The sequence below is a fragment of the Paenibacillus agri genome, assembly GCF_013359945.1.
In the GTDB taxonomy this organism is placed as follows: Bacteria; Bacillota; Bacilli; order Paenibacillales; family Paenibacillaceae; genus Paenibacillus_AQ; species Paenibacillus_AQ agri.
Genome location: NZ_JABWCS010000207.1, coordinates 42,291 through 56,661 on the forward strand (window position 1 = coordinate 42,291; position 14,371 = coordinate 56,661).

General features: G+C 51.6%; 11 protein-coding genes and 1 riboswitch. Of the genes, 5 read left to right on the top strand and 6 right to left on the bottom strand.

Translation table 11 applies throughout. From position 1 onward, the window contains the following. Positions 1–103: 103 nt before the first annotated feature. Positions 104–289, top strand: coding sequence for a hypothetical protein (locus HPT30_RS12595; protein WP_175371737.1), 186 nt, complete (start codon positions 104–106; stop codon positions 287–289). A 221-nt stretch (positions 290–510) separates the two neighbouring features. On the opposite strand, the gene HPT30_RS12600 is transcribed toward HPT30_RS12595, so the two are convergent. Then, positions 511–2,136 carry an ABC-F family ATP-binding cassette domain-containing protein gene (locus HPT30_RS12600; protein WP_175371738.1) on the bottom strand — a complete coding sequence of 542 codons (1,626 nt, stop codon included), beginning with the start codon at positions 2,134–2,136 and terminating at the stop codon, positions 511–513. A gap of 119 nt (positions 2,137–2,255) precedes the next feature. Further along, a complete protein-coding gene (locus tag HPT30_RS12605) occupies positions 2,256–3,248 on the bottom strand; it encodes an MBL fold metallo-hydrolase (protein WP_175371739.1) in 993 nt (330 codons plus the stop codon). 292 nt (positions 3,249–3,540) lie between these two features. Between HPT30_RS12605 and HPT30_RS12610 the strand changes: the two genes are divergently transcribed. Next, the gene (locus tag HPT30_RS12610; protein ID WP_175371740.1) at positions 3,541–4,677 is read left to right on the top strand and encodes a virulence factor; all 1,137 of its coding nucleotides are present in this window, start codon (positions 3,541–3,543) and stop codon (positions 4,675–4,677) included. A gap of 109 nt (positions 4,678–4,786) precedes the next feature. Continuing rightward, a riboswitch (Lysine riboswitch) is annotated at positions 4,787–4,994 on the top strand. Here the strand turns inward: HPT30_RS12610 and HPT30_RS29965 are convergent. Next, positions 4,955–5,158 carry a hypothetical protein gene (locus HPT30_RS29965; RefSeq protein WP_246317055.1) on the bottom strand — a complete coding sequence of 68 codons (204 nt, stop codon included), beginning with the start codon at positions 5,156–5,158 and terminating at the stop codon, positions 4,955–4,957. (Overlaps the previous riboswitch by 40 nt.) Here HPT30_RS29965 and HPT30_RS12620 point away from each other — a divergent pair. After that, a complete protein-coding gene (locus tag HPT30_RS12620) occupies positions 5,153–6,634 on the top strand; it encodes an amino acid permease (protein WP_175371742.1) in 1,482 nt (493 codons plus the stop codon). The genes HPT30_RS29965 and HPT30_RS12620 overlap by 6 nt on opposite strands. Before the next feature lie 263 nt (positions 6,635–6,897). Here the strand turns inward: HPT30_RS12620 and HPT30_RS12625 are convergent, their stop codons facing one another. Continuing rightward, complete coding sequence (locus HPT30_RS12625; RefSeq protein ID WP_175371743.1) at positions 6,898–8,037, bottom strand: transglutaminase domain-containing protein; 1,140 nt, start codon at positions 8,035–8,037, stop codon at positions 6,898–6,900. A 328-nt stretch (positions 8,038–8,365) separates the two neighbouring features. Here HPT30_RS12625 and HPT30_RS12630 point away from each other — a divergent pair, with 328 nt between their 5' ends. Further along, the gene (locus HPT30_RS12630) at positions 8,366–8,698 is read left to right on the top strand and encodes a DUF3139 domain-containing protein (RefSeq protein ID WP_175371744.1); all 333 of its coding nucleotides are present in this window, start codon (positions 8,366–8,368) and stop codon (positions 8,696–8,698) included. Positions 8,699–9,617: 919 nt separating this feature from the next. Here the strand turns inward: HPT30_RS12630 and xylB are convergent. Beyond that, a complete protein-coding gene (gene xylB, locus HPT30_RS12635; RefSeq protein WP_175371842.1) occupies positions 9,618–11,114 on the bottom strand; it encodes a xylulokinase in 1,497 nt (498 codons plus the stop codon). 374 nt (positions 11,115–11,488) lie between these two features. Beyond that, a complete protein-coding gene (xylA, locus tag HPT30_RS12640; RefSeq protein ID WP_175371745.1) occupies positions 11,489–12,805 on the bottom strand; it encodes a xylose isomerase in 1,317 nt (438 codons plus the stop codon). 255 nt (positions 12,806–13,060) lie between these two features. On the opposite strand from xylA, the gene HPT30_RS12645 reads away from it, so the two are divergent. After that, positions 13,061–14,221: an ROK family transcriptional regulator gene (locus HPT30_RS12645; RefSeq protein ID WP_175371746.1), complete on the top strand. Its 1,161-nt coding sequence runs from the start codon at positions 13,061–13,063 to the stop codon at positions 14,219–14,221. The last annotated feature ends 150 nt before the right edge of the window (positions 14,222–14,371 follow it).

Sequence of the window (14,371 nt, forward strand, 5' to 3'; positions counted from 1 at the left end):
ATTAACGTACGTAGAGAATTCCTTCAACTATTCTCGCCCTTGTAGCAGCAAATAAAAACCATTAGAATAAAGTGAAGGACTTGCTCCCAAGGAGGTTAACACAATGAGCGAAAACACCGAAAAAGGAAAAATCAATCTTGCCGATGCGATCCGCAAAAAGCTTGAGCAGAAGAAGCAGCAATCTTCCGCCAAGCCGGGATCTTCATTCCAGGCAGGTTCGGCCAAACCCTTAAAAAGCCAGAACAACAAAAAGCCTAACAATCAGCGCCGCCGTACTGGCGGGTCCTAGTGGGTCCTGTTCCCCTACCCGGTCGGGCAATGTCAAACAGCCCGGCCTGATTCAGGGGCAGGCACATAGGTTACAGCCAAACGGCTGCGTACTCCCTGAAGGGAGCATGCAGCCGTTTTTGCTGTTTCTAGAACATTAAGAAAAGCAGCCTGTTCAATCCCGAGGGATCGAACAGGCTGCTTCGTCTTTAACACTCCCTGCAAGGGAGCAACAATTTTAAATTAAACTTCTACAGGGTACATGCGCTTGCGCAGTTCCTTGATCTCATCGCTCTCCAGGTACTCGTCATAACTCATCGTGCGATCGATAACGCCAGCCGGTGTAATCTCAATGATCCGGTTAGCAATCGTCTGAATGAACTGATGGTCATGCGAAGTGAACAGGATTGTACCGTCAAAGTCAATCAGCCCGTTGTTCAGTGCTGTGATGGATTCGAGATCCAAGTGGTTCGTAGGCTCATCAAAGACCAGCACGTTCGCCCCGTTCAACATCATTTTCGCCAGCATACAGCGAACCTTCTCTCCCCCGGACAGCACGCTCGCTTTCTTCAGCGCTTCCTCTCCGGAGAACAGCATACGGCCCAAGAAGCCGCGCAGGAAGGTCTCATCCTGATCCTTGGAGTACTGGCGCAGCCATTCCACAAGGTTCATGTCCACACCGTCAAAATAATTGGAGTTGTCTTTCGGGAAATAAGCTTGAGTAGTGGTAACCCCCCAAGTATATTCACCGGCATCGGCTTCCTTCTCGCCCATAATTACATCGAACAGCAGCGATTTAGGTTGAGAATATGGACCTACGAAGGCAATCTTGTCGCCTTTGTTAACTACAATGCTAAGCTCATCCAGCAGCTTCTCACCGTCAAGCGATTTAGACAATCCGCTGATAGTCAACAGCTGCTTGCCAGCTTCACGCTCCGGTTTGAAGTTCAGGAAAGGATATTTACGGTTGGAAGGACGAATGTCATCCAGCGTAATCTTCTCCAGTTGCTTCTTCCGGGAGGTCGCTTGCTTGGACTTGGAAGCATTGGCCGAGAAACGCTGAATAAAGGCTTGAAGCTCCTTGATCTTGTCTTCCTTTTTCTTGTTGGCATCACGCTGCAAAGTCTGTGCCAACTGACTGCTCTCATACCAGAAGTCGTAGTTACCGACATACATCTGGATTTTACCGAAGTCGATATCCGCAATATGCGTACACACCTTGTTCAGGAAGTGACGGTCGTGAGATACCACGATTACGGTGCCTTCATAATCCATAAGGAAGTTCTCCAGCCAGCCAATGGATTCCAGATCCAAGTGGTTGGTAGGCTCATCGAGCAGCAGGTTGTTCGGACGACCGAACAGGGCCTGCGCCAGGAGCACGCGAACCTTCTCATTGCCGCTAAGTTCGGCCATGTTCTTGTCATGCAATTCACGCATGATGCCCAGACCGATCAGCATTGCTGCCGCATCCGGCTCAGCATCCCAGCCGTTCAGCTCCGCAAATTCGCCTTCCAGCTCACCGGCACGCAGACCGTCAGCTTCCGAGAAATCGGACTTCGCGTAAAGGGCATCCTTCTCTTTCATAATCTCGTACAGGCGGGTGTGACCCATAATTACCGTCTCAAGCACCGGGAATTCATCGTACTCGAAATGGTTCTGTTTCAGGACGGCCAGACGCTCGCCGGGAGTGATATGCACATCCCCGGTGTTTGCTTCAATCTCGCCGGACAGAATTTTCAGAAAGGTAGACTTACCTGCCCCGTTGGCGCCGATCAGGCCGTAGCAGTTACCAGGAGTGAATTTTATGTTTACATCTTCAAATAGTGCGCGTTTTCCGTAGCGGAGTGTTACGCCGCTTGTACTAATCATTAAGCATTACCATCCTTTTCACATAGGCTTCCGGCTCATTATAGCATAAAACCCATTATAATTACCCGTCAAAGTGGCGTATCCAGCGGGAAGTTTACACCAAAAATGCACTTTCGTACTCATTGCTCTACTGTCCGTGCTTCCGGCTTCACGACAAGCGTCTCTCCATAGCTGAGAACCCGCACTCGCTCCTGCGAAATACCATGTGCCTTTCTTGCTTCTTCCATCCGGTCCAGCGCCTCTCTGGCCGTATCGTCGGCAAGCCGGAAGGTACCATAATGCATAGGAATCATTGTCTCCGCACCTACATCTAAAAAGGCCTGCATCGCTTCCTCCGGATTGACATGCTGTGAGGTCATGAACCACTCCGGCTCATAAGCACCGATTGGCATAAGGGCAATATGGATCTTGAAGCGCCGGCCAATCTCCTTGAAGCCCGGAAAATAACCGCTATCCCCGGCAAAATACAGATTAGGAGGCAGCTCACGTCTCGTGCCGCCTTCAGCAGGATGTTTCTCCGGCTGCGCCGGCTCCAGAATGAATCCTCCCCAATGTGAGGTGTTCGTGTCAAAAGGAGTGCGCCGTGTCCAGTGCTGGGTGGGCACGAAGGACAGCTTGATGTTACCAATGGTGAGCTCCTGCCACCACTGCATCTCCACACAGCTGCGGAATCCCTTGCGGACCATCTTCCGCTTCAATCCCACGGGTACGACAATGGTCGTTCCCGCACCGTAGAGCTTGCGGATGGAGGCGATATGCAGATGATCATAATGAGAATGCGAGATGAGGATCATGTCGATCGGAGGCACATCCTGCAGACTCATGCCGGGTTCTCCCAGCCGTTTTTCAAAGCCCAGACGCCGGGCCCAGATCGGATCGGTAATAATGTTCATGCCTTCATATTGTATAAAAAAGGTAGAATGCCCTATCCAGGTGATACTTGTCTCCAGGCGGTTCTCCGCCAGATAGGACAATCTGGGGGGAACGTTCGGCACTACATAAGAGTAATCCTTGATTTTCCGGCGGCGTTCTTCCCGCCATTGGCGAAATTCTTTAAGCTTCTTGTCGGTGCTGACGTTATCGATATTGTTGTAGCGAATTTTTTTAGCCATCTCAATCTCTCCTTCACAGGTTTGCCGGGCAAACTCCGTGGCAAGCGAATATATATTAACTATAGGTTTTGACAGACATATTTGCAAAATATCCAGTTTGCAGCGCAAGCGTGCGCCCTTTTATCGGAAGAATCGCTTGCCGGACTTTTCCTGACCCGGGCCTGATTCTATTCATTTTACCCATTCCTGCTATAGACTAAGCTTGCGCTGAAAGGTTGACAGGCTTTGTGTTCAGCGGCGGAAATGATGTAAAATGTGGACAGGACATAATCCATTTTAGGGGGAGCTACGTATGAAGATTACTTTTATTGAACCGACGCCAAGTCCAAATACGATGAAGCTTCATTTGGACGAAAGTCTCGAAGCGGGCATCCGCAGAACCTATACGCCGGAAAGCCAGCGTTCCGCCCCGTCCTGGGCGCGGGAAATGCTGACCATTCCCGGTGTGACCAGCATCTATCATGCCGCAGACTTTGCCGCACTGGAGCGCAAGGGCAGTGCCGACTGGGCAGCGATTCTCCGGGAGGTTCAGTCCCGCTTCGGGAGCGGCGAAGGCTTGACCGACGACTGGAGCTTAACCGACGAGAACGCCGGGGCCCACTTCGGAGAAGCCCAAGTATTCGTGCAAATGTTCCGCGGCATTCCGATACAAATCCGCGTCAAGACCGGCGCGAACGAAGAGCGCATTGGCTTGGCCTCCCGCTTCACCGAAGCGGTCACCGCTGTAGCCAGCGCCGTGATGATCAAGGAGCGCAAGCTCACGGACTACGGCGTCCGATACGGTGAGCCCGCCGATATCGCGCGCGAGGTGGAGCAGGAACTGGAAGCAGCGTACCCGCAGGAACGCCTGGATTCCCTCATCCAGCAGGCCATCGCCCACGGGACTGCGGACGAATTCGTCGAGCAGCGGGCCGACAAGGACAGAGATGAACTGCTGCAAGACCTGAAGAATGAAGACTGGCGCGTCCGCTACGCCGCGCTGGAGGCCCTGGCGCCAACGCCGGAGCTGCTTCCGGAGCTGGGCACAGCACTGCATGATCCCAAGCTACATATTCGCAGGCTTGCGGTTGTCTACTTAGGCGACCTGCGCACGCCCGAAGCGATGGAGCTGCTCTATGCAGCGATGAAGGACAGCTCCCCAGCCGTACGGCGTACTGCGGGCGATACTCTGTCCGACATCGGCGATCCCGCCGCCACGCCTGTCATGACGGCGGCGCTGACGGATAGCAGCAAGCTGGTCCGCTGGCGCGCTGCCCGGTTCCTCTATGAGGTCGGTACCGCAGAAGCGCAGGATGCGCTGGTCCTCGCGGCAGAGGACCCCGAGTTTGAGGTGGGCTTGCAAGCGCGCATGGCGCTGGAGCGCATCGCTTCCGGCGAGGAAGCAGCCGGAACGGTCTGGCAGCAAATGTCGGAGCGCCGCCGCACGTAAGGCCCAGACTTCCGTATTTTGTCATTGCTCGCTGCTGGAAGATGATCTATACTGATTGCTGTTGTGTTTATAAACGAATGAAGTAGTAAAGATAGCCTCATCATACCTAGGATGAGGTAGAGGTCGCGGATAGGAAGAGTACGCGCGTAGAGACGTTGAAGAGCCGTCGATGACACGCTGCCGAAAGGTCTATCCGCCGAAGCCTGTGCTGCCGCTCTACCTGCGGCGCAGGCTGGGACCGTTTCCGAAAGGAACGGAACTGTCACGGGGCATTTTCCTATTGCATAGGGAATGCACTGTGTTGCGCTATCTTCTCAGGGAGTATGATGCGGAAGCTGTCTATCCAGAAACCGCAGCGAACGTCTGCGGTTTCTTTGCGTTCATCATTTGACGCAGATGCCCCGTTACCCGGTGCATGGCCTTCACACTCCCCGTTCATGAACAGAAACATGAGAATAGAAGGAGTGTTTATTTCATGCAAGAAACAAGTCATCCTCAGACTGGGAGCGGCCCTGCAACCGAACTGAAGAAGTCATTCAAGGCCAGACATCTCACGATGATTGCGCTGGGCGGGTCAATCGGAACAGGACTATTCCTCGCCAGCGGCGGCGCTATTGCCGCCTCGGGTCCAGGTGGTGCGCTGCTCGCCTATAGTGCTGTGGGGATCATGGTTTATTTTCTAATGACCAGCCTGGGTGAGCTGGCTACGTACCTGCCGGCTTCCGGTTCCTTCAGCACATACGGCACCCGCTTTATCAGTCCTGCCTTCGGTTTCGCCATCGGCTGGAACTTCTGGTACAACTGGGCGGTGACGATCGCCGCAGAGCTGTCCGCCGCCACCGTCATCATCAAATATTGGTTCCCGGACAGCCCGTCTGTACTGTGGAGCCTAGTGTTCCTGCTGTTGATGTTCGGCCTGAACTTCCTGTCTTCACGGGGCTACGGAGAATCAGAATACTGGTTCGCCATTATTAAAATTATTACCGTCGTTGTCTTTCTCGCTGTAGGCGTACTTATGATTTTCGGTATCATGGGCGGTGACGGAACTGTGGTCGGCTTCAGCAACTTCCAGCTCGGCGGCACCTCCTTCCATGGCGGATTCTTCGCCTTTGTCGGGGTCTTTATGGCAGCCGGATTCTCTTTTCAGGGGACTGAGCTTGTCGGCGTTGCTGCAGGTGAGAGTGAAAATCCGCGCCGCAATGTGCCGCTTGCGATCCGTCAAGTATTTTGGCGCATCTTGATCTTCTATATCCTGGCTATCTTCGTCATCGGGATGCTAATCCCTTATACGAATCCCGATCTGCTTCGTGGCGGGATCGATGATATCGGTGTCAGCCCGTTCACGATTGTCTTCAACAAGGCAGGCCTCGCCATCGCCGCTTCGGTCATGAATGCTGTCATCCTCAGCTCTGTATTATCGGCGGGGAATTCGGGAATGTACGCTTCCACCCGCGTCTTGTACGCCATGGCTAAAGACGGCATGGCCCCGCGTGCGCTGGGCAAGCTCAACCGACGCGGTGTACCTGTAGGTGCTCTGTTGGTAACCACGGCCGTCGGGATGCTGGCCTTCCTGGCTTCCTTTTTCGGTGATGGTGCCGTCTATAACTGGCTGCTGAATGCCTCCGGGATGTGCGGATTCATCAACTGGCTCGGCATTGCCGTCTGCCATTATCGTTTCCGGCGCGCCTTTGTCGCGCAGGGGCATTCTCTCGATGAGCTGCCTTATCGGGCAAAATGGTTCCCATTCGGACCACTCTTCGCCTTTGTCCTATGCATGATCGCAATACTGGGTCAGAACATGGGCGCCTTCACAGGTGGACGTATCGACTGGTACGGCATTCTCGTCTCCTACATCAGCTTGCCGCTGTTCCTGTTGATCTGGGTCGGCTACCGCTGGTTCCGCAAGAGCTCCATCGTGCCGCTGGATCAATGCGACCTCAGCCCTGAGGCCAAGTAGATTTCAAGCGTTAGCCCAAGCAGCGCAAGGGATTAATAACATAAAGAATAAGAACATAAGGGAATAGGAAGATAAGGGAATAGGAACATATTAAAAAGGAAGAGGCTCAAGCGCCTCTTCCTTTTTTTGTAGCTAAATACATATGCACTTTTCTTTTAACAATGACGAAATACTTCAGAACTACCCCACTCTTCTTCATGGCCCTGTCCATTTCTAAATGATTCTGTGACCAATACCGACGAGGGTCTATTTCTTATACAAGGCTACTTCCAAACCACATACACTCTAAGATCACCGGTATTGTCGAACTTGCTGCTAGTGTAGGAAGGATCGCTCAATCCCAACGCATACAGCACTTGAAGATCATTTGTAAGCGATTTGGCACTGCCCCGGTAACGGAACAACAACGATTGCTCCCCGGATGCTACTGCCTTCTCAGCCAGCGACTTCAGATCGGATACCGAACGGATGACTCGTCCTTCATCATACAGTTCATAGTGAAGCTCTTGCTGCAGTTTTTCGTACACGGCGACTTTCGGTCCGCCCTGACTAACCAGCTCCGCAAGCGTCTTGTGGTATCCCTTAGTTGCTGCCGGATAAGGCTTGGTCCAGGTATGGTCGCGACGCATCTGTGCATCCGTCCTCATATAATAATTGTGGCTAGCCACACCGGCCTGATCGGGTGTCGGATCATCCCAGGTGGTGTCCAGGTGGTACCAATGTCCATCAAGCTGGACCAGATTCCAGGCATGCGACAGGGTGGAGCCTCCCTCCGGTTTAGCGGTCCCCTCTACAATTTTATTGGGGATACCGGCCCCTTTTAGCAGCTTGTAGGTAAGTAACGAATAGCCCTGGCAAACTGCACTACGATTCTGAAGCGCTTCATAGGCGGTATAACGGGTGTAGGAGGTATCATATTTCAGGTACAGCACCACCCAGTCATGGATCGCCTTCACCTTCTCATGATTGTTCATCCCCGGTTTGATGATCTCCTTAAGCACAGTTGCCACCTGTTTATTGACATATGCGGTCTGCTGCAGGGTTTCACGGTATTTGACCTGTACGGTGACATTAGCGGAATGGCTGCTTCCCCGGTAGGTAAAGCCGTAGCTGTCCACAATATAATATAGGTAAGGATCGCTGCCCATCGCCTGATCCAGTGCAGTTTGTATCCCATTTTTCAAATTGGAAGTCTTGCCTTCGTAAGTAAACGTAATTGTCTCTCTCCGATTGTTCATTGCACCCGTTAGTCTCTCGGCCATTTGGGATATCGAGCTGAGCGCAGCGGGCTTGTCAGCCGCGTAGGCATAATCCCAGCCCCAATAAATCGCCGGAGGTATGGCTGCAGCAATGATGATCCCGCCGAGAACAGCCTTTCCCAATGTAAAACGAATCTTCCTCATACTATTTTTCTGCCTCCCGCGCCTCATTACTTGCATACCTTTAATCTTAAATAGAGCACGCACGCAATTCAATAGCCTGATTATATATTAAATGCCGGAAACTCCGTTTCCACGACTGCAATCTTCACGATATCCACAAAAGATTATTCAACCCTTGCTTCTCATTATCAACTTAAGCGTTCAAAGGATCAAGCGGATAGTTTTAGACTAGTTGGTCTTGTCCTCAATCCCATGGATTGCACCGTCGATCAGGAGATGAACAGCAACACTATGCACGTGGTATAATTACTATAATATTCTAATTCCTCATATAAGTTGGAGGTGTCTCTTGAGCAGAAGGAAATGGATTCAGGTGTTCTCCCTCACGCTAATGATTCTTATCTGTGCTGCTGTCTATTTCTCATTGACCGGGCTTCCACAAAAGAAAAGCGAAGCAGCCAACGAAGTAAGGGCATACCTTATTCATACAAGATCTTATCCCCCGGAGGATATTCAAGGGATCAGAGGCGTATACAGCTTTAAATCCGGAGATTATCAAGCAGAGGTACGATATAAGGATGAGCCTAATGTAAACTATGTTTATGAAAAAAAAGCAGGAGCCTTCCTGCTCATTGGAACCTCAAATTTGCATGGAAAACATATGGACGAAACTTTTTATTAAGTAAAGAGTGCTTCCGTCGATTGTCTGCAAACGAAAGCCTGTCGATCAGAGGCGTCACCTTCTCCATGCCGCGCAACAGAGATTACCGGAATCTCCGGATGTTTGTTCCCGGAGCGTCCGCGCCAAGTGCTAAAGTGTATCTACTTCAAACTAAGGATGGACACAGGAGCCAATCCAGCAATGAAAATTAGCCCTACCTCCTCAACTAAGAGCATTTTTGTACCTTATTTTTCCGAAATAGAGGTAAATAGGGAGAATAAGAGCGTTTTTGTACCTTATTTTTGAAAAAAGTACACTGAGAGGGCTATTGTGGAAAATTAACGTACAATATTGCACTTATTTTCCACACCCCCTTAAATACTGACAATTTAAGGTACAAAATTGCCGTTAATTACACTTCTGAAATAAGCTCTAAATTGCGAACTGCCGATTTCGAGCTACGAATGATGCGTTACCAGCCACGACGTACAAGCCACCAACCCTAATCTCAAACTCATCAACTCACCAACAACCAACCACAAACCGCCAATCAATCATCAACCATCAATCACCAACCATCAACCATCAATCACCAACCATCAACCATCAACTCACCAACAACCAACCACAAACCACCAATCACCGCCCATCAACCATCAACCATCAACCATCAACCACCAATCACCAACCATCAATCACCAAGTACCAACCATCAATCATCAACCACCACGATTCATCCCATTAGGGCGGTTCATGCAAAAAGAGAATGTCCCTATGCCTGTGGCTCTTGGACATTCTCTTCGTTTTATTAGGTCAACCAGAGCGAACATAAACTAATTAAAAAGCTAACTGTCATTCTTATTAACTCAAAATCAAGTTAGTAACTTTTTACTGGTTGGCCTTTTTAGATAGCCGTTTTTATTTTACTTGTTAGATCTCATTATTTCCGGTATGCAGCCAGGCTGCGGTTCAACTCGCGGGTCTGCCCGTACACTTCCTGATAGAGGCCGAACAACCCGTCATACGTTTCGACTTGCTGCGGCTGTGGCGTATACACCTCTGCCCGGCGGATGAAGGCATCAGCACATTCAGCAAGTGAAGCGAACCAGCCGCTGCCGTAAGCAGCCAGCATTGCTGCCCCCATCGCCGGACCTTGCTCGCTCTCCAGCTTCACGATATCGGCACCGAAGATGTCTGCCTGCATTTGCAGCCATGTCTCATTCTTCGCTCCGCCGCCAATTGCAATAACCTCGGTAATTACTTTACCAGACTCCCGGACAATCTCAATGGACTCGCGCAGCGAGAAGGTAATACCTTCAAGCACTGCACGCGTAAAATGATCCAGCGTATGACCGGAATCCATTCCGATAAAGCTGCCTCGAATGGTCGCATCAGGATGCGGAGTCCGTTCTCCGACAAGGTAAGGAGTGAACAGCAGCCCTCCACTTCCTGCCGGTATGGAGGCTACTCCTTGCAGCAATTCGTCGAAGCTTAAATCCGCGGCAAAAGTTTCCTTGAACCAAGTAAGACTATGCCCCGCCGCAAGGGTGACCCCCATAATGTAGTAGGCATCCTTCTCCCCATGGTTGAAGAAATGTACTTTGCCCTCTAAATTCAAATCCTTGTTGCTCTCATAAGAGAGAACAACCCCCGAGGTCCCGATGCTGCACATGGTCTTTCCCTCACCCAGAACGCCTGCCCCTAATGCACCACAGGCATTGTCCGCGCCTCCGGCAAATACTTTCGTGGAGGGGAGAAGTCCGCAGGCTGCAGCACTCTCAGGCAGCAAAGTGCCGGTCAGGTCGAAGGATTCGACCAGTTCAGGACAAAGCGACAGCGACAATCCGAAGGCTCCGGCGATGTCAGCGCTCCATTCTTTAGCACCAACATCCAACAGAAGCGTTCCGGCAGCATCGGAATAGTCCATCGCATATTTTCCTGTTAACCGGTACCGCACATAGTCCTTCGGTAGTAAGAACAGGCTAGCCTGCGACAGAACCTCCGGTTCATGACTCTGCACCCAGAGCAGCTTCGGGAGGGTAAAGCCTTCCAGCGCGCGGTTTCTAGCAATCTCGGTCAGCATCGCGCCCAGTGTCGCTTCAATCTTGCGGCACTCGGCCGTAGTGCGGGTATCATTCCACAGAATGGCCGGACGTAGTACCTGACCAGTAGCATCCACCAGAACCAGGCCATGCATTTGTCCCGAGAAGCTAAGCCCATCTACCGCAGAAGGGTCTATCCCCGATTTCTCCATTAAGCGGCGTAAACTATCACACGTCCCCTGCACCCAATCCTCGGGATTCTGCTCACTCCAGCCGGGTTCGGGCCGGCTTAGCGGGTAAGCTTCCGAATGCTCACAAACCACCGTCCCCTGCGGGTTGACCAGAACGGTCTTGACTGCGCTGGTCCCGAGGTCGACACCAATTACATATCTCATCATAATCCCCCTAGTTTGCTAATAGGCACGTCTATTCTACCAAAGTACGGTATAAAAAGAGGCTGCCGAAGAATGCCCTCTTCAGCAACCTCCGTTGCGATCTGGCTTGTGTGCTTTCATTTTACCAGTATGGCTTAGTGCTCGCTTTTTGCCAGTATAGTTCGGTGCTTGCTTTTTGCCAGTATAGTTCGGTGCTTGCTTTTTGCCAGTACGGCTTAGTGCTCGCTTTTTCCAGTACGGCTCGATGCTTGCTTTTTGCCAGTACACATCTTGCCAGTAAGGCTTGGCGCTCACATTTTACCAGGATGGTCTGCCACTCGCTTATTGCCATCATAGCTTGGTACCCTAAGCACGCTCAGATGATCGACCCCTTCCTACTCCGCCAAAATATATTGGTTCAGGGTCGCCTTAAGCAGTTCCTGACGGCCTGACTCGTTGCGACGCGGGTTCTCATTGTTCAGCGCATATTCCGCCAGCGAGGCCAAGGTAGCTTTGCCGGAGACAATATCAGCACCGACGCCTTCCTTGAAGCTGCTGTATCGCTTGTCGATAAAGTCGTCGAACACGCGGTCTTCGATCAGCTTGGCGGCTACCTTCAGGCCCTTGGCATACGTGTCCATACCGGCGATATGTGCCAGGAACAGATCCTCCGGCTCGAAGGACGGACGGCGGACCTTCGCGTCAAAATTAATGCCGCCACGGCCCAAGCCACCATTTTTCAATACCTCATACAGAGTTAATGTAGCATCATAGATATTCACAGGGAATTCATCGGTATCCCAACCCAGCAAGGTATCGCCTTGGTTGGCATCCAGCGATCCCAACATACCATTGATACGGGCTACACGCAGCTCATGCTCAAAGGTATGTCCGGCCAGTGTGGCATGGTTCGCTTCCAAGTTGAGCTTGAAATGCTTGTCGAGGCCGTATTTCTGCAAGAAAGAAATAGTTGTCGCCGCATCGAAGTCATATTGATGCTTGGTAGGCTCCTTCGGCTTAGGTTCAATCAGGAACTGGGCGTCGAATCCAATTTCCTTGGCATAATCCACAGCCAGACCGAACAGGCGCGCGATATTATCCAATTCAAGACCCAGGTCTGTATTAAGCAACGTCTCATAACCTTCACGTCCGCCCCAGAAGACATAGTTCTCAGCGCCGAGCTGCTTGCCGATCTCCAGTCCCTTCTTCACCTGGGCCGCCGCATGGGCAAAGACATCTGCGTTGCAGGTGGAACCTGCACCATGCAGATAGCGTGGGTTGGTGAACATATTGGCTGTGTTCCAGAGCAGCTTTTTACCAGAAGACTTCATGCCCTGCTCGATCCGCTCTACAATGATATCCAGATTGCTATAGAATTCCCGCAGGGAAGCCCCTTCCGGTGCGATGTCCACATCGTGGAAACAGAAGTAGGGCAGGTTCATTTTCTCCAAAAATTCAAATGCCGCCTCTACCCGCGCCTTCGCTTTATCCAGTCCGTTCAATTTGTCCCAGCTCCGCACAGCAGTCTCTGCGCCGAACGGATCGGAGCCTCCAGCAGTCAATGTGTGCCAATATGCCATGGCAAACCGCAGGTGTTCCTCCATCGTTTTGCCGGCTACGATTTCCTCAGGATTATAGAATTTGAATGCATATGGATTGGTGGAACGGCTGCCTTCATAAGCGATCTTATTCACGGTTTCAAAATAGGCCATTGTGTAATCCTCCTCATCAATTATGCTCGCCCGCAAGCGTTTACAGCATCATATTAACACACCTTTCAGACTTTGTATATTGGTTAAACAAAGTTTTTATTTTACTGCTTATCTCACCCTATGCTAACCATTCGAACTGCAATTCTGGACTCCTCTACCCGTGGGTAAGTGGTGGAAGTTGCATTTTGCTGACTATCGTTTTAGACTAAATGGCATGTTATTCGTGGGAACGTTCTTAAGAAGGAAGTGTGATTCGTGAAGGTAACCGGTGACCAGGCGTTGGTCAAAAAGATAAATAAATCGATTGTGCTCCATACCATCCGCAAGCATTCCCCCATCTCCCGGGCCAAGGTCTCGGAAATGACCGGGCTCAATAAAGCAACCGTATCCAATCTGGTAGCAGAACTATGCAACGAGCAGCTAGTTACGGAAGCAGGACCGGGGATCTCCAGCGGCGGCCGCAAGCCGCTGATCCTGCACTTCAACAGCATGGCTGGCAGCGTTGTAGGTATTGAGCTGGGTGTCAAACAGATCACGGCTGTTCTCTGTGATCTGGGTGGAGGTATTCTGGAGGAGATCCATAGGCCTTTGGACAACCACCAGCTGCCGCATGTGCTTGGCGAGATGAAAGGGATGATCGCCAGCCTGATTGCTACAGCCCCCAACACGCCTTATGGAATCGTAGGCATCGGCGCCGGAGTCCCCGGTATGGTTGACGAGAATGGCGTAGTCCTGTTTGCACCCAACCTGGGTTGGGAAATGGTAGAACTGCGGGCTTTGCTGGAGAAGGAGTTTGGCGTTCCGGTCACTGTCGACAATGAAGCCAACGCCGGGGCGCAAGGAGAGCTGAACTTCGGCGTAGCACGGGATATCCGCCACCTGCTCTATATCAGTGCCGGAGCGGGGATCGGGTCCGGAATTATTATCGGCGGCGAGTTGTACAAGGGCGCACGGGGCTATGCCGGGGAGACCGGGCATATGTCCATCGAGGCGGACGGCCAGCCGTGCAGCTGCGGCAATCGCGGCTGCTGGGAATTATATGCTTCGGAGAAAACCTATGATCAGCCTGATCTCCACCTCCCGGCGCGGACTACGCCGGAACTGGTCCGATACGCGGAGATCGGCCAGGAAGATGCGCTGCGTCATTTCAATGTCATGGGCGAAGCGCTAGGCATTGGACTGACCAACGTGATCAACAGCTTCAACCCGGAGCTGATTGTTATCGGAGGGACGCTGTCCGTGGCCAGGGACTGGCTGATCGAGCCGTTGCAACGTGTAGTTGCGGAGCGAACACTGCCTTATCACAAGCAGCAGCTCCAGATTATATTCTCTGAGCTAGGCAGCCGTGGAGCCATGATTGGCGCTGCTTTTGCCGCTGTCATGCATTTTCTCGGAGACACACGCGTAACGCTGTAGGAGATCCCTTTCGACCTCATCAGGCAAGAACTTCGATCGACGGCCGAATGAAACTCATAGCTGTAAAATGACGTAAAATCGCCTATTTTTTTTGGTCTCAGGTGCAGTAAAAACAATTTCAATCCTATATAATGAAGGGTACGCGGTGTG